15 protein-coding genes are annotated in these 14,990 nt (G+C 73.2%); 9 read left to right on the forward strand and 6 right to left on the reverse strand.

What is annotated here, in order from left to right; all coding sequences use genetic code 11:
• From ACH4PY_RS22560 to ACH4PY_RS22575, 4 genes are read right to left on the reverse strand one after another with little or no spacing between them, the layout of a single operon-like run.
• Positions 1–963 (reverse strand): NADH-quinone oxidoreductase subunit H, encoded by a 963-nt coding sequence (locus ACH4PY_RS22560; protein ID WP_398185583.1) that lies wholly within the window; start codon positions 961–963, stop codon positions 1–3.
• A complete protein-coding gene (locus ACH4PY_RS22565; protein ID WP_398185586.1) occupies positions 960–1,937 on the reverse strand; it encodes an NADH-quinone oxidoreductase subunit C in 978 nt (325 codons plus the stop codon). Before ACH4PY_RS22565 ends, ACH4PY_RS22560 begins: the two co-directional genes overlap by 4 nt.
• Positions 1,934–2,584 carry an NADH-quinone oxidoreductase subunit B gene (locus ACH4PY_RS22570; protein WP_398185589.1) on the reverse strand — a complete coding sequence of 217 codons (651 nt, stop codon included), beginning with the start codon at positions 2,582–2,584 and terminating at the stop codon, positions 1,934–1,936. The genes ACH4PY_RS22565 and ACH4PY_RS22570 overlap by 4 nt, the downstream gene beginning before the upstream one ends.
• Positions 2,575–2,943, reverse strand: a complete 369-nt coding sequence (locus ACH4PY_RS22575) for an NADH-quinone oxidoreductase subunit A (protein WP_398185592.1) — start codon at positions 2,941–2,943, stop codon at positions 2,575–2,577. Before ACH4PY_RS22575 ends, ACH4PY_RS22570 begins: the two co-directional genes overlap by 10 nt.
• 282 nt (positions 2,944–3,225) lie before the next feature.
• Here ACH4PY_RS22575 and ACH4PY_RS22580 point away from each other — a divergent pair, with 282 nt between their 5' ends.
• Positions 3,226–4,443, forward strand: coding sequence for a sensor histidine kinase (locus tag ACH4PY_RS22580; protein ID WP_398185594.1), 1,218 nt, complete (start codon positions 3,226–3,228; stop codon positions 4,441–4,443).
• Positions 4,444–4,625: 182 nt separating this feature from the next.
• Complete coding sequence (locus ACH4PY_RS22585) at positions 4,626–5,978, forward strand: sensor histidine kinase (protein ID WP_398185864.1); 1,353 nt, start codon at positions 4,626–4,628, stop codon at positions 5,976–5,978.
• Positions 5,979–6,069: 91 nt separating this feature from the next.
• On the opposite strand, the gene ACH4PY_RS22590 is transcribed toward ACH4PY_RS22585, so the two are convergent.
• Positions 6,070–7,047 (reverse strand): zinc-binding alcohol dehydrogenase family protein, encoded by a 978-nt coding sequence (locus ACH4PY_RS22590; RefSeq protein ID WP_398185597.1) that lies wholly within the window; start codon positions 7,045–7,047, stop codon positions 6,070–6,072.
• A gap of 163 nt (positions 7,048–7,210) precedes the next feature.
• On the opposite strand from ACH4PY_RS22590, the gene ACH4PY_RS22595 reads away from it, so the two are divergent.
• From ACH4PY_RS22595 to ACH4PY_RS22625, 7 genes are all read left to right on the forward strand, one after another.
• Positions 7,211–7,870, forward strand: coding sequence for a LuxR C-terminal-related transcriptional regulator (locus ACH4PY_RS22595; protein WP_398185600.1), 660 nt, complete (start codon positions 7,211–7,213; stop codon positions 7,868–7,870).
• A gap of 166 nt (positions 7,871–8,036) precedes the next feature.
• Positions 8,037–9,995, forward strand: a complete 1,959-nt coding sequence (locus tag ACH4PY_RS22600) for a 2-oxoacid:acceptor oxidoreductase subunit alpha (protein WP_398185603.1) — start codon at positions 8,037–8,039, stop codon at positions 9,993–9,995.
• On the forward strand, positions 9,988–11,001 hold the full coding sequence (locus tag ACH4PY_RS22605) for a 2-oxoacid:ferredoxin oxidoreductase subunit beta (protein WP_398185605.1): 1,014 nt from the start codon (positions 9,988–9,990) through the stop codon (positions 10,999–11,001). Before ACH4PY_RS22600 ends, ACH4PY_RS22605 begins: the two co-directional genes overlap by 8 nt.
• Before the next feature lie 219 nt (positions 11,002–11,220).
• Complete coding sequence (locus ACH4PY_RS22610; RefSeq protein WP_398185608.1) at positions 11,221–12,096, forward strand: SDR family oxidoreductase; 876 nt, start codon at positions 11,221–11,223, stop codon at positions 12,094–12,096.
• 177 nt (positions 12,097–12,273) lie between these two features.
• Complete coding sequence (gene rarD / locus ACH4PY_RS22615) at positions 12,274–13,233, forward strand: EamA family transporter RarD (protein ID WP_398185611.1); 960 nt, start codon at positions 12,274–12,276, stop codon at positions 13,231–13,233.
• Positions 13,234–13,647: 414 nt separating this feature from the next.
• The gene (locus tag ACH4PY_RS22620; RefSeq protein ID WP_398185614.1) at positions 13,648–13,968 is read left to right on the forward strand and encodes an SGNH hydrolase domain-containing protein; all 321 of its coding nucleotides are present in this window, start codon (positions 13,648–13,650) and stop codon (positions 13,966–13,968) included.
• Entirely contained in the window at positions 13,905–14,126 is a 222-nt protein-coding gene (locus ACH4PY_RS22625; RefSeq protein WP_398185617.1) for an SGNH hydrolase domain-containing protein, read from the forward strand. The genes ACH4PY_RS22620 and ACH4PY_RS22625 overlap by 64 nt, the downstream gene beginning before the upstream one ends.
• Positions 14,127–14,205: 79 nt before the next feature.
• Here the strand turns inward: ACH4PY_RS22625 and ACH4PY_RS22630 are convergent, their stop codons facing one another.
• On the reverse strand, positions 14,206–14,967 hold the full coding sequence (locus ACH4PY_RS22630; RefSeq protein WP_398185620.1) for a DeoR/GlpR family DNA-binding transcription regulator: 762 nt from the start codon (positions 14,965–14,967) through the stop codon (positions 14,206–14,208).
• Between the last annotated feature and the right edge of the window lie 23 nt (positions 14,968–14,990).

Below are 14,990 nucleotides of genomic sequence, written 5' to 3' on the forward strand. Positions count from 1 at the left end.
TTACGCGGTCACCACCTTCACGACGCCGGTGAGGGCGATCTGGGCGAGGGCCAGCGGGATGAGCACGGTCCACGCGAGCTTCTGCAGCTGGTCCTCGCGCAGCCGCGGGTAGCTCACCCGCAGCCAGATGACGACGAAGGACAGCAGCGCGGTCTTGAGCAGCGTCCACAGCCAGCCGATGCCGTCCGGGCCCGGCCCGTGCCAGCCGCCGAGGAAGAGCACCGTGGTCAGGGCGCACAGCACCACGATCCCGGCGTACTCGGCGAGCAGGAACAGCGCGAAGCGCAGCCCGGTGTACTCGGTGTAGGCGCCGAAGATGATCTCGGAGTCCGCGACCGGCATGTCGAACGGCGGGCGCTGCAGCTCGGCGAGGCCCGCGGTGAAGAAGACGACGGCGCCGACGAGCTGCCAGGGCGTCCACCACCAGTGGTAGCCGTCCAGGATCGCGGGCAGCGACAGGGTGCCGGCCGCCATCGCCACGGAGGCCGCGGCCAGCAGCATCGGCAGCTCGTACGCCAGCAGCTGGGCCGCCGTGCGCAGGCCGCCGAGCAGCGAGAACTTGTTGGCCGACGCCCAGCCCGCCATGAGCGAGCCGAGCACGCCGACGCCCATGACGGCCAGGACGAAGATCAGCCCGGCGTCCACGGCCTCGCCGACGAAGCCGTCCGGGCCCACCGGGATGGCGATCAGGACCAGCAGGTAGGGCAGCAGCGCGACCGCGGGCGCGAGCTGGAAGACCCGGCGGTCGGCATCGGCCGGGACGATGTCCTCCTTCTGGGCGAACTTCACGCCGTCCGCGACGAGCTGCGCCCAGCCGTGGAAGCCGCCCGCGTACATCGGACCGAGCCGGCCCTGCATGTGCGCCATGACCTTGTGCTCGGTCTGCCCGACCAGCAGCGGGAAGACCAGGAAGACGACGAGGACGGCGACGAGCCGCAGGACGACGTCGAGCGGGTCGCTCATGCGCTGTCGCCTCCTTCGGCGGGCGGCTCGTTCGGGGCGGGTCGTTCGTTCGGGGCGGATGCCGGTCCGGCGGGCGGTTCACCCGGGCCGGGCCCGGGCTTCTCCGGGGCGGCTTCGGGCTTTTCCGGAGCCGGGCGGGCCGGGCGTTCCGGGCGGGCGGGGCGCTGCCAGGGGGCGTCCGGGGTCGGGGCCGCGGGTGTGGCCGGGGACGCGGGGGCGGCCGGGGGCTGCGGGCGGGTCTGGCTCGCGGAACCGTCGCTCGCACTGCGGTTGCGCCGCGGCGGACGCTCGGCCGCGCCCGTAGTACCCGCCCCGGTGCCCGCACCCGTACCGCCGGGTCCCGCCGCTCCGGTGCGCGGGGTGCGGGCGGTGCGGGCCGGGCGCGCCGGGGCGTCGGGCAACTGGCCCTTGAGCGGGCCCCACTCGTTCGGGTCCGGCACGCCCGGCGGCTGCATCTGCCGCCGCCTGGGCCCGCCGTCGTGCGACTCCCCCGGCTCCTTCGCGCCCGGCCACGCCTTGGCGACGCGGGCGGCGAGCACGAAGTCCTTGCGCAGCGGGTGCCCCTCGAACTCCTCGGGCAGCAGCAGCGGGGCGAGCCCCGGGTGGCCGGTGAAGGCGACCCCGAACATCTCGTGCGTCTCCCGCTCGTGCCAGTCCGCGCCCGCATAGACGCCGGTCGCGCTGGCGAGCGCGGGCGCCTCGTGCCCGACCGCCGTGCGCAGCAGCAGCCGCCGTACGGGGCCGGGTCCGTCGCTCAGCGCGGCGACGTGCGCGCACACCAGGAAGCCGGTGCCCGGCTCGTCCACCGCGCTCAGCCAGTCGAAGAAGGTGCAGCCCAGCTCGTCGCGGGCGGCGGTCAGCGCCGCGACCCAGCCGGCCGCGGGCACGTCCACCGTGAGCAGGTCGTACGCCTCCTCGGCGACGGCGTCCGGCCCGAAGATCTCCGCGGCCTCCCGCGGCAGCCACCCCGTCACGCCGGGCCCCCGCTCTGCCCGGGGGCGGGCGCGGGCGGCGGGGTGACCAGGCCGGAGGACAGTGCGGCCGCGGAGGGGCGGGGGGCGGCGTAGCGCTCGCCCGTCGACTCGCGGGCGATCTTCTCCTGGAGCTTGAGGATGCCCTGGAGCAGCGCCTCGGGCCGCGGCGGGCAGCCGGGCACGTAGACGTCCACGGGGATGATCTGGTCGACGCCCTTGGTCACGGAGTACGAGTCCCAGTAGGGCCCGCCGCAGTTGGAGCAGGCGCCGAAGGAGATGACGTACTTCGGCTCGGGCATCTGCTCGTACAGCCGCTTGACGGCCGGGGCCATCTTGTCGGTCACGGTGCCGGACACGACCATCAGGTCGGCCTGCCGGGGACCGGGCGCGAACGGGATGACACCGAGCCGGATGAAGTCGTGCTTGGCCATCGAGGCCGCGATGAACTCGATCGCGCAGCAGGCCAGGCCGAAGTTGAAGACCCACAGGCTGTAGCGGCGGCCCCAGTTCAGGACCACCTTGAGCGGTTCGGGTGCGAGCCGGGCGAGCGGGCCCAGCCGGCGCGGCTCGGGCAGCAGCTCGGGTTCGGGCGCGGGCACGGGGTGCGCGCCTCCGGCCGGGGTGCTCTCCGCCGGGGTCAGGTCCATTCCAGCACGCCCTTCTTCCACGCGTAGAGCAGCCCGACCGCCAGGAAGCCCAGGAAGACGAACATCTCCGCCAGCGTCGCCGTGCCGAAGCCGGGCGCGGCGAAGACCGTCGCCCACGGGAAGAGGAAGATGGCGTCGACCGCGAAGATCACGTAGAGGTAGGCGTAGACGTAGTAGCGGACCTGGGTGTGGGCCCAGTCGCCGCCGACCGGATCGACCCCGCACTCGTACGTGAGCATCTTCTCCGGCGTCGGCACGACCGGCCGCAGCAGGCGGCCGGACGCGAAGGCGACGGACACGAAGAGCACACCGACGACCGCGACCAGGCCGACGACCGCGTAGCCGTGGAAGTAGTCCACGTCCGTCCGCCCCTCGTTGACTCGTACGCTCGTTCACCGATCGGCCGCGACGCCGCCGCGACCGCAGTCGCCGCCACCGCCGCTGTCCAGCATTCCGCTGGGATCTTTAGCCGATCTATACGGAGGGAGTCTAGGCCCTGGCCTCCGCGCCGCTCCCCGCCGCGTCCCGGCCCGCGTCCCGGCCCGCGGCGCCGCCCGGCGCGGCGAACTGGGGATAACCCCACCCCGGCCCACCCACCCACCCCATGGCGCGACACCGCCTCCGCCCGGCAGGCTGGGGTCATGAACGCCTCGCCACCCACCGCGACCGGCGCGAGCAGAGCCGGCCGCACCGACCCGCACGGCCGCCCCGCCGCGGCCGACACCCCCCTTCCGCCGCCGCGCTTCGCCTTCGACGCGGTGACGTGGAAGGAGATCCTCAGCCTGCTGCTCAACCTCCCCATGGGGATCATCAGCTTCGTCTACGTCGTGACGACGCTGTCGATCGGCGCGGGCCTGTCCGTCACGGTCGTCGGCCTGCCGCTGCTCGCCTTCGGGCTGGTCGGCTGCCGCTTCCTGGGCTCCGTCGAACGGGCACTCGCCCGCTCGCTGCTGGGCGTGCACGTCGAATCGCCGCGCCCGCTGCGGCCCAGCACCTTCGGCTTCCTCCAGTGGCTGTGGATGGTACTCAAGGACCCGGTGGCCTGGCGCACCGCGATCTACCTGGCGATCCGGCTGCCGTGGGGCATCTTCACCTTCTGCGTGACGCTGACCTCGCTGTTCGTGGCGTGGCCGATCCTGCCCTTCCTCGCCCGCGGCATGGCCTCGGTCGACCGGGCCCTCGTCCGCGGGCTGCTCCAGCCCTCCGACGAGCTGGAGCGGCGCATCGCCGAACTGGAGTCCGACCGCGGGGTCGTCGTCGACACCGCGGCGGCGGACCTGCGGCGTATCGAACGCGACCTGCACGACGGGGCGCAGGCCCGGCTCGTCGCCCTCGCGATGGACCTCGGCCTGGCCCGGGAGAAGCTGCTCGAAGACCCCGAGGCGGCGGCGCGCATGGTGGGCGAGGCGCACGGCGAGGTCAAGGTCGCGCTCCAGGAGCTGCGCGACCTCGCCCGCGGCATCCACCCCGCGATCCTCACCGACCGCGGGCTCGACGCGGCGCTCTCGTCGGTCGCCGGACGCTGCACGGTGCCCGTCGCGGTGACGGTGGACCTGGCGGCGCGGCCCGCCGAGGCGATCGAGGGCATCGCCTACTTCACGGTGTCGGAGCTGCTGCAGAACGTCAGCAAGCACAGCGGCGCCGCGCGCGCTTCGGTGGACGTGTGGCGGGCGGACGACCGGCTCATGATCCAGGTCCGCGACGACGGCCACGGCGGGGCGGATCTCGCGGGGGGCTCGGGGCTCGCCGGGTTGACGGAGCGGCTCGACTCCGTCGACGGGCTGTTCGTGGTCGACTCCCCCGTCGGCGGGCCCACCGTCGTGACGGCGGAACTCCCCTGGCGGGGCCGCCCGGTGTGACGGCTGCCGTCTGCCCGGCGCGGCGGCCTCCGCGACCGTCCACCGGTGGTGGGCCGGTCGCGGAGGCCGCCGCATTCGGCTGCCCGGGGCGCGGCCCGGGTGGGGGGGATAGCCCCACCCCGGAGAGGGCGGGCCGCCGCATGGGCGGGGGGCCGCGGAAAGGCCAAGGTGGAGGTATGAGCATGAGCCCCGAGAGGACGGTACCGATCATGGCGTACGGCCAGCCGCCGCAGTCGTCATCCCCCGAAGGGGAACCGCACCGCCTCCCCCTCGCCCTGCGCGCACCGTTCGAGGCGCGCACCTGGCGCGAGTTCGGGTACGCGCTGCTGAACCTCCCGATCGGGATCGTCGGCTTCGTGTGGACGGTCACGATGCTCGCGGTGAGCGCGGGCCTGCTGGTGACGTTCGTGGGACTGCCGCTGCTCGTGGTGTCGCTGCTGGGGTGCCGGGCGATCGGGCGGATGGAGCGGGCGCGGGCGCGGAACCTGCTGTGGCTGGAGGTGGACGAGCCGGGCCCGGTCCGTACCAAGGACAAGGGCTTCCTCGCCCGGGTGGGCGCCCAGCTCGGCAGCGGCGTGAACTGGCGGCACGTGGTCTACACGCTGCTCCACTTCCCGTGGGGCATCGTCACCTTCGTCGCGTCGGTCACCTTCATGACGTACGGCTGGGGCCTGCTGACGTACCCGCTGTGGCAGTGGGTCTTCCCGACCTACACCGACCAGCAGGGGCTGGAGATCTACGACAACGGCTCGCACGGCTGGTGGCTGCACACCCCGGCGGACCTCGCGCTGTGCGTGGTGGTCGGCGCTCTGCTGGTGCTGGCCACGCCGTGGGTGATCCGTGGGATGGCGCACGTGGACCGGCTGCTGGTGCACGGGCTGCTGGGGCCGTCGCGGCTGGACGACCGGGTCACGGAGCTGGAGGCGGACCGCGGGACGGTCGTGGACACCGCGTCGGCGGACCTGCGGCGTATCGAGCGCGATCTGCACGACGGCGCGCAGGCGCGGCTCGTGGCGCTCGCGATGGAGCTGGGCCTGGCGAAGGAGAAGCTGCTGGAGGACCCGGAGGCGGGCGCGGTGATGGTCGAGGAGGCGCACGGCGAGGTCAAGATCGCCCTTCAGGAGCTGCGGGACCTGGCGCGCGGCATCCACCCGGCGATCCTCACCGACCGCGGCCTGGGCCCGGCGCTGTCCGCGGTGGCGACGCGCTGCACGGTGCCGGTGGCGGTGACGGTGGACCTGCCGGCGCGGCCGGTGCCGGCGATCGAGGGCATCGCGTACTTCACGGTGTCGGAGCTGCTGCAGAACGTCAGCAAGCACAGCGGGGCGTCGCGGGCGACGGTCGACGTGTGGCAGGTCGAGGACCGGCTGATGGTGAACGTCACGGACAACGGGCGCGGCGGCGTCGATCTGTCGGCCGGTTCGGGCCTGGCGGGGCTGGCCGAGCGGCTGGACTCGGTGGACGGCGTCCTCGCGGTCGACTCCCCCGCGGGCGGCCCGACCCGGATCAGCGCCGAGCTTCCCTGGCGCGCCTGACCCGGGCCCCGCGTCCGCACGGACCGCGCCGCACAGACCGCACCCTCCGCCCATCCCCCTGGGCGGAGGGTGCTCCGCGTCGCGGCCGGGGTCAGCCCAGCCGCGGGTTCACCGCGAGCAGGGTCTTGCCGACGTTGCGGCCCGCGCGCATCGCCTCGTGCGCCTCGGCGGCGCGGTCCAGCGGCAGCTCGGCGGAGATGTCGAGCCGGATCGTGCCGGCCGCGAGCAGCGCGAACGCGGACAGCGCGTGGCCGCGGACGGTGCGCGGGGCGCGGCGGGCGAGGTCGCCGATGTTGTAGCCGGTCAGCGAGCGGTTGCTCTTCCAGAACGGCAGCACCGGCAGCGTCAGGTCGGGTTCGCGAGCGGCCTCCCCGTAGACGGTCAGGCGGCCGAAGGGGGCGAGCAGGGCGAGGCTGCGCAGCCGGGTCGGGCCGCCGACGGGGTCGAGGACGACGTCGAGGTCGCGCAGCCGGTCGGCGAACTCGGAGCGCAGGTGGATCGCGTCGTAGCCGAAGCGCTTGGCGTACTCCGCCTTCTCCGGCGAGCCGACGGTGCCGTGCACGGCGGCGGCGCCCAGTGCCCGGGAGATCTGCGCGGCGGCCGAGCCGACCCCGCCCGCGGCGGCGTGGATGAGGACGCTCTCCCCGGCGCGCAGCCGGGCCGCGCCGGTGAGCACGCCGTACGCGGTGGTCAGGACGAGGGCCGCGCCGCCGCCCTCGCGCAGCGGGATGCCGTCGAGCGGGAAGACGAACTCCGCGGGCGCGACCGCGAACTCCGCGTAGCCGCCGCCTTCCGGTAGGTACGCGGCGACCGGGTCGCCGACCGCGAGCCCGCTGACGCCCGAGCCGAGCGCGGCGACCTCGCCGGAGACCTCCAGGCCGGGCACGTCGACGCCGCGGGGCCCCTGGGGCGGCCCGAAGTCGCCGAGGGTGTGCTGCAGCTCGCCGTAGTTGACGCCCGCCCAGGCGACCTCGATCAGCACCTGGCCGGGCCCCGGTACCGGGGTCGGCAGCTCTCTCGGCCGCAGGACCTCGGGGCCGCCGTTGACGTCGAATCCCACCGCGTGCACACGCACTCCTCTCCCCGGCCGCCGGCGACGTCGGTCGCGGCGGCCACCCGGCATTCGGGGGCGCAACCTTGCCCTGGAGAAACCGTATTCCCCATCCGGGCGCGGATGCTGGGATGCTGGGCGGGTCAGACGGACACGGGGGAACGCAAGGGTGGAGGACAGGGTGCGAGTGGTCATCGCCGAGGATTCGGTTCTGCTGCGGGAGGGCCTGACGCGGCTGCTAACCGACCGGGGCCACGACGTGGTGGCCGGGGTCGGCGACGCGGTGGGCCTGATCAAGGCGGTCGACGAGCTGGCGGCGACGGGCGCGGCACCGGACGTGGTGGTCGCCGACGTGCGGATGCCGCCGACCCACACGGACGAAGGTGTCCGGGCGGCCGTGCAGCTGCGCCGGGACCACCCGCAGGTCGGGGTGCTGGTTCTGTCTCAGTATGTGGAAGAGCAGTATGCGACGGAGCTGATCGCGGGCAGCAGCCGGGGCGTCGGCTACCTCCTGAAGGACCGCGTCGCCGACGTCCGCGAATTCGTGGATGCCGTGGTCAGAGTGGCCGAGGGGGGTACGGCACTGGACCCCGAGGTGGTGGCCCAGCTGCTCGGCCGCAGCCGTAAGCAGGACGTCCTGGTCCGTCTCACTCCGCGAGAACGCGAGGTGCTGGGCCTCATGGCCGAGGGACGTACCAATTCAGCCATCGCCAAGCAGCTCGTGGTAAGCGATGGAGCGGTGGAGAAGCACGTCAGCAACATCTTCCTGAAACTGGGGCTGGCCCCTAGTGACGGGGATCACCGTCGGGTGCTTGCTGTACTCACGTATCTCAACTCCTGAGGTACGCGGCCTCCCGCCACCCGCACGTACCGTATCGCGAGACACCGTCTCACGATGCGGAAGAATCGGCGATACATGGCCCTTCCAGATAGCGGGACGTCCCGGGAAGGGCACCCTAACGCCCGTACGATGACGGTGAGCCGCAGCCTGAAGGAGGGCCCAACCCGTGACCAGCCAGGTCAGCAGCCCCATTGCCGCGGCCACCGCGGACGAGTCGCCCGCGGTGGTCGACGTACTCGGCGAACAGCGCAGCCCGGCCAAGGAGACCAAGCGGCTCGACCGCGTGATCATCCGCTTCGCCGGGGACTCGGGCGACGGCATGCAGTTGACGGGTGACCGTTTCACGTCGGAGACGGCGTCGTTCGGCAACGACCTGTCCACACTGCCGAACTTCCCCGCCGAGATCCGGGCCCCCGCAGGCACCCTGCCCGGCGTCTCGTCCTTCCAGCTGCACTTCGCCGACCACGACATCCTCACTCCCGGCGACGCGCCGGACGTGCTGGTGGCGATGAACCCGGCGGCACTGAAGGCGAACCTGGGCGATCTGCCGCGCGGCGCGGAGATCATCGTGGACACCGACGAGTTCACCAAGCGCGCGCTCGCGAAGGTGGGCTGGAGCGCCAGCCCGCTGGACGACGACACCCTCGCCGCGTACGCGGTGCACCGGGTGCCGCTGACGTCGCTGACGCTGGAGGCGCTCAAGGACAGCGGCCTGGCGCGCAAGGACGCCGAACGGGCGAAGAACATGTTCGCCCTCGGCCTGCTGTCGTGGATGTACCACCGGCCGACGGAGAACACCGAGGCCTTCCTGCTCAAGAAGTTCGCCAAGAAGCCGGACATCGCGCAGGCGAACATCACCGCCTTCCGCGCCGGCTGGAACTTCGGCGAGACCACCGAGGACTTCGCGGTCTCCTACGAGGTCGCGCCCGCCTCGGCGGCCTTCCCGCAGGGCACCTACCGCAACATCTCCGGCAACCTCGCGCTCGCCTACGGCCTCGTCGCCGCCTCCCAGCGCTCCGGACTGCCGCTCTACCTCGGCTCGTACCCGATCACCCCGGCCTCCGACATCCTGCACGAGCTGTCGCGGCACAAGAACTTCGGTGTGCGCACCTTCCAGGCCGAGGACGAGATCGCGGCCATCGGCGCGGCCCTGGGCGCGGCCTTCGGCGGCTCGCTCGCCGTCACCACCACCTCCGGGCCCGGCGTGGCGCTGAAGTCCGAGACGATCGGCCTGGCCGTCTCCCTCGAACTGCCGCTGCTGGTCGTCGACATCCAGCGCGGCGGCCCCTCCACCGGCCTGCCCACCAAGACCGAGCAGGCCGACCTGCTCCAGGCGATGTACGGCCGCAACGGCGAGGCGCCCGTCCCGGTCGTCGCCCCCGCCACCGCGGCCGACTGCTTCACCGCCGCCCTGGAGGCCGCGCGGATCGCGCTCACCTACCGCACCCCGGTCTTCCTGCTCTCCGACGGCTACCTGGCCAACGGCTCCGAGCCCTGGCGCATCCCGTCCGTCGACGAACTGCCCGACCTGCGCGTGGAGTTCGCGACCGAGCCGAACCACACGACCGCCGACGGCTCGCGCGTCTTCTGGCCGTACGTCCGCGACGAGGAGACGCTCGCCCGCCCCTGGGCCGTCCCCGGCACCGCGGGCCTGGAGCACCGCATCGGCGGCATCGAGAAGCAGAACGGCTCCGGCAACATCTCGTACGACCCCGCCAACCACGAGCTGATGGTCCGCACCCGGCAGGCCAAGATCGACGGCATCGAGGTGCCGGACATCGAGGTCGACGACCCGTCGGGCAGCGCCCGCACCCTGGTCATCGGCTGGGGCTCCACCTACGGCCCGATCACCGCCGCCGTCCGCCGGATCCGCACCGCGGGACTGTCGGTGGCCCAGGCCCACCTGCGCCACCTGAACCCCTTCCCCGCCAACCTCGGCACCCTGCTGGCCCGCTACGACAAGGTCGTCGTGCCCGAGATGAACCTCGGCCAGCTCGCCCACCTGCTGCGGGCGAAGTACCTGGTGGACGCACGGTCCCTGACCCAGGTGACCGGCCTGCCCTTCAAGGCCGAACAGCTCGCGCAGGCGATCATCGCGAAGGCAGAGGAGAACACGGATGTCTGAGGCGCTGACGCTGGTCCCCAAGGCCACCGCGAAGCAGACGATGAAGGACTTCAAGTCCGACCAGGAAGTGCGCTGGTGCCCCGGCTGCGGCGACTACGCCGTGCTGGCCGCCGTCCAGTCCTTCATGCCCGAACTCGAACTCGCCCGCGAGAACGTGGTGTTCATCTCCGGGATCGGCTGCTCCTCGCGCTTCCCGTACTACATGAACACCTACGGCATGCACTCCATCCACGGACGTGCCCCGGCCATCGCCACGGGCCTGGCGACCTCCCGCCGCGACCTGTCGGTCTGGGTCGTCACCGGCGACGGCGACGCCCTCTCCATCGGCGGCAACCACCTCATCCACGCGCTGCGCCGCAACGTCAACCTGAAGATCCTGCTGTTCAACAACCGGATCTACGGTCTGACGAAGGGCCAGTACAGCCCGACCTCCGAGACCGGCAAGATCACCAAGTCCACGCCGATGGGCTCGCTGGACGCGCCCTTCAACCCGGTCTCCCTCGCGATCGGCGCGGAGGCCACGTTCGTGGCGCGCACCATCGACTCCGACCGCAAGCACCTCCAGTCCGTGCTGCGGGCGGCCGCCCAGCACCACGGCACGGCGCTCGTGGAGATCTACCAGAACTGCCCCATCTTCAACGACGGGGCGTTCGACGCGATCAAGGACTCCGCCGACGCGGTGATCCGGCTGGAGCACGGTCAGCCCATCACGCTGGGCGACGGGCACGGGGTCGTCCGCGACCCCGCGACGGGTGAGCTGGCCTTCACCGAGCTGGCCGACCCCGCGGGCCAGGCCCTCGTCCACGACACGCACGCGGCGGGCCCGTCCACCGCGTTCGCGCTGTCGCGCCTGGACCAGCCGACGCCGATCGGCATCTTCCGCGATGTGGCTCGGCCCGTTTACGACACGCAGATGGCCGAGCAGCTCGACTCGGCCGTCGCAGCGACGGGTGAGGGTGATCTCGCGACCCTCCTCGCCGGCTCCGACACCTGGACGGTGTCCTGACGCAGGGCGTCGCGCTCCCCAGCGCATGGGGCACCCGTTTTCAGGGACGCCCCCAGCACTGGGGGGCACCCGTTTTGAGGGGCGCGTGGGGGTACCTCCACGCGCCCCTGATGGTTGCCCGGCGGGCGAAGGGGGCCGCCCCCCGTGGGCGGGCTGCGGGCGGCGGGCCCGGATACGGTGAGGGCGAGCCACCTCGTGCGTACCCCCCGGAGGGAAAACGTGAGTATCGCCGTCACCGGAGCCACCGGCCACCTCGGCCGCCTCGTCATCGCGGACCTGCTGGCCCGGGGCGTGGCCCCGGACGCCGTCGCCGCGGTCGTCCGCGACAGCGCCAAGGCGGCGGACCTCGCCGCCCAGGGCGTCGAGGTGCGGGTCGCCGACTACGACGCCCCCGACTCCCTCACGGAAGCGTTCGCCCCGGGCGACCGCGTACTGCTGATCTCGGGGAACGAGGTCGGCCGCCGGATGCCGCAGCACACCGCGGTGATCGACGCGGCGGCGAAGGCCGGCGCGGCCCTGCTGGCGTACACCAGCGTGCTGGGCGGACCGGCGGCGGACTTCACGCTCGCCGACGAGCACCGGGAGACGGAGGAGCTGGTCACGGCGTCGGGTGTGCCGTACGTGCTGCTGCGCAACGGCTGGTACACCGAGGTCTACACCGCGAACCTGCCCGCGGTGCTGGAGCACGGCGTGGTGATCGGCAACGCCGGTGAGGGCCGGGTCGCGTCGGCGGCGCGCGCGGACTACGCGGCGGCGGCCGCCGTCGTGCTGGCGACCGACGGGCACGAGAACCGGGCGTACGAGCTGAGCGGCGACACCGCGTGGAGCTTCCCGGAGTACGCGGCCGTGGTGGCGGAGCTGTCGGGGCGGCCGGTGGCGTACCAGGACATCAGCGGTGAGCAGCGGCTGGAGATCCTGACGGGTGTCGGGGTGCCGACGGAGTTCGCGGAGGTGCTGGTGGACGTCGACGACGCCATCGCGCGCGGGCGGCTCGCGGGGACGAGCGGCGACATGGCGCGGCTGCTGGGCCGTCCGACGACGACGCTGCGGGAGACCGTCGCGACGGAGCTGCGCGGGCTCGGGGCGCTCGCCTGAGCGACTCCGGGGTGTCAGGACCAACCCGCGAATAGCCCCTGGCGTGAGCATGCCGCCGACCGCTACCGTGGTAAGGGCCGCACCTGAAGAGGGGCCCGTACCGCATCCGTTCGCCGGGGAGCACGTACGACGGCGGCACGGCGCGCACCCAGGGTGCGGGGAGGACGGGTCGGGGCGATGGGCGACAAGCGCGCAGGGCTGGTCTACGGCTTCGCGGCGTACGGCATGTGGGGGCTCTTCCCGCTGTACTGGCCGCTGCTGGAACCGGCCGGGGCCGGGGAGATCCTGGCCCACCGGATGGTGTGGTCGCTGGTGGTCGTCGCGGTGCTGCTGCTGGTGCTGCGCCGCTGGGCGTGGATCGGTGAGCTGATACGGCAGCCGCGGCGGCTCACGCTGGTCGCGGTCGCCGCGGCGACGGTGTCGGTCAACTGGGGCACGTACATCTGGGCCGTCAACGCCGGGCATGTCGTGGAGACCTCGCTCGGCTACTTCATCAACCCGCTGGTCACGATCGCCCTCGCGGTGCTGGTGCTGCACGAGCGGCTGCGGGCGGTGCAGTGGGCGGCGGTCGGCATCGGCTGCCTCGCGGTGGGGGTGCTCGCGGTCGGCTACGGGCGGCCGCCGTGGATCGCGCTCGTGCTCGCCTTCAGCTTCGGCAGCTACGGGCTGGTCAAGAAGAAGATCGCGATGGGCGGTCTGGAGTCGCTGGCCGCCGAGACGTCCGTGCAGTTCCTGCCCGCGCTGGTCTTCCTGCTGGTGCTCGGCGGACGCGGCGACGCGACCTTCGCCTCGCACGGCGCCGGCCACGCGAGCCTGCTGGCGCTCGCCGGGCTCGTCACGGCGGTGCCGCTGGTGTGCTTCGGCATGTCGGCGAACCGGCTGCCGCTGTCCACCCTGGGGCTGCTCCAGTACCTGGCGCCGGTCTTCCAGTTCCTCATCGGCATCCTGCACTTCCACGAGACAATGTCCACCGAGCAGTGGATGGGCTTCCTGCTGGTGTGGGCCGCGCTCGTACTGCTGACCGCCGACGCGCTGCGCACCGCCCGCCGTTCGCGCACGCAGCTGGCGCAGGCCAAGGCCGCGGCGGCGCAGATCTCACCGGCGGACCTCCCCGGGGAGACCGCCGGAACGGCGTGACCGGAGGGCCGGAATCCCGGCCCTCACCCCGCTCGACAGCTACGACTCGCGCGGCGACCACCCCTTCGACGGCACCGACGAGGGCGGCTGCACCAGCGCCTCCTACGCCGGGTGGGACCTCTACGGCTGTCGGGCGTGCGCGCCCGGCCGGCCGCCGGCCTCCCGGGAGACGGCGTCGGGGATCAGCACGTCGGCCGCGTCACGGCAGACGCAGACGGGCGGCCGCCGGCTGTCCGACTCCCTGACGCCGGGCAGCCCGATGCGGTCCGCGACGGCGACCGTCGCGCCCCCGCTGTTCCTTCCGTTTTCCGGCAGGGGCGCCGCCACTTTCCCACGAGGTAGGCCGCCTCCCCCGGGAAGCTGCCGAGCAACCTCGCGCCCGCGCTGGGCGACATCAAGAAGGTACGGTCCGCCGTGTACCGGGACGGCTGCCACGTGGGCTACGCGAGCACGAAGGCGCCGGACTGCGTCTACGGCGACCCGCGCTCCGACACCGAGGTCGTCCTCTTCGGCGACTCCCACGCGGCGCAGTGGTTCCCGGCGCTGGAACGGCTCGCGGGCGAGCGGCACTGGAAGCTGATCTCCCTCACGAAGGCCTCCTGCAAGGTCCCCGCGGTCTCCATCGTCAACGGCGGCGGGCCGTACGCGAGCTGCGACACCTGCCCGACGCGGTGCACGACCCGGCGCGGCACCGCGAGCCGGCGGCGGCCGCCCGTGCCACCGGGGCGACGGTGATCGCCCCGGCGCCGTGGCTGTGCGCGCCGGACGGGACCTGCCCGGTGCTGGCCGGGAACACGCTGGTCTACCGGGACGACAGTCACATCGCGGAGGGCTTCGCGTCGGCGCTGGCCCCGGTGCTGGGCGCGCGTCTGGCGGAGCTGCTGCCCGCGTGAGCCGTGTCTGTGTGAGCAGTGTCTGTGTGAGCCGTCAGCGCGTGAGCCGTATCCGTGTGAGCAGTGTCTGTGTGAGCCGTCACACCGTGCGGACGGCGGTGCCCGCGGCTTCGAGGGCGGCCAGTTCGTCGTCCGGGGCGGTGCCGTCGGTGACGAGGGTGTGCAGGAGGCTCGTCGGGCCGACGTACGCGTAGGCGGTGCGGCCGAACTTGCTGCCGTCCGTGGCGAGGACGACGCGGCGGCTGGAGGTGATGGCCGCCTTCTTCACCGCGGCCTCGTCCAGGTCGTAGGCGGTCAGGCCCTCGGCGGCGCTGAGGCCGCAGCAGCCCAGGACGGCGGTGTCGAAGCGCAGGGCGGCGAGCGAGGCGAGGGTGAGCGGGCCGGTGAGGGCGCCCTCGGCGGCGCGCGGCTTGCCGCCGGGCACCATCAGCGTGGTGGGGCCGGGCGCGTCGCTGAGCAGGTGGACGGCCTGGAGGGACAGCGGCATCACGGTGACGGGCCGTCCGCGCAGCAGCCGGGCGACCTCCAGGCAGGTGGTGCCGCTGTCGAGCAGGACGCTCTCGCCGTCCGCGATCAGCGCGTCCACGGCGGCGGCGATCCGCTGCTTGGACTCCACCGCCTCGTGCGCGCGCAGCGCGAAGGGCGGTTCGTCGCCCCTGAGCAGCAGGGTGCGGGCGCCGCCGCGGACGCGTTCGAGGACACCCTGCGCGGCGAGCGCGTCGAGGTCGCGCCGGATGGTCATCTCCGAGGCGCCGGTCAGGGCGGCGAGCGCCTGCACCGTGGCGCTGCCCGCGTCCCGTACGGCCTGGGCGATCAGCCCGTGACGGTCGGTGTTGCTCATACGGTGATTGAACACCAGCGGCG

Source organism: Streptomyces sp. NPDC021224 (assembly GCF_044332905.1).
Taxonomy (GTDB): Bacteria; Actinomycetota; Actinomycetes; order Streptomycetales; family Streptomycetaceae; genus Actinacidiphila.

Coding starts and splice junctions, on each gene's coding strand:
- ACH4PY_RS22585 (WP_398185864.1), top strand. CDS start 4,626: ATGAGCCCCGAGAGGACGGTACCGATCATGGCGTACGGCCAGCCGCCG.
- ACH4PY_RS22605 (WP_398185605.1), top strand. CDS start 9,988: ATGTCTGAGGCGCTGACGCTGGTCCCCAAGGCCACCGCGAAGCAGACG.
- ACH4PY_RS22560 (WP_398185583.1), bottom strand. CDS start 963: ATGAGCGACCCGCTCGACGTCGTCCTGCGGCTCGTCGCCGTCCTCGTC.
- ACH4PY_RS22570 (WP_398185589.1), bottom strand. CDS start 2,584: ATGGACCTGACCCCGGCGGAGAGCACCCCGGCCGGAGGCGCGCACCCC.
- rarD (WP_398185611.1), top strand. CDS start 12,274: ATGGGCGACAAGCGCGCAGGGCTGGTCTACGGCTTCGCGGCGTACGGC.
- ACH4PY_RS22580 (WP_398185594.1), top strand. CDS start 3,226: ATGAACGCCTCGCCACCCACCGCGACCGGCGCGAGCAGAGCCGGCCGC.
- ACH4PY_RS22630 (WP_398185620.1), bottom strand. CDS start 14,967: ATGAGCAACACCGACCGTCACGGGCTGATCGCCCAGGCCGTACGGGAC.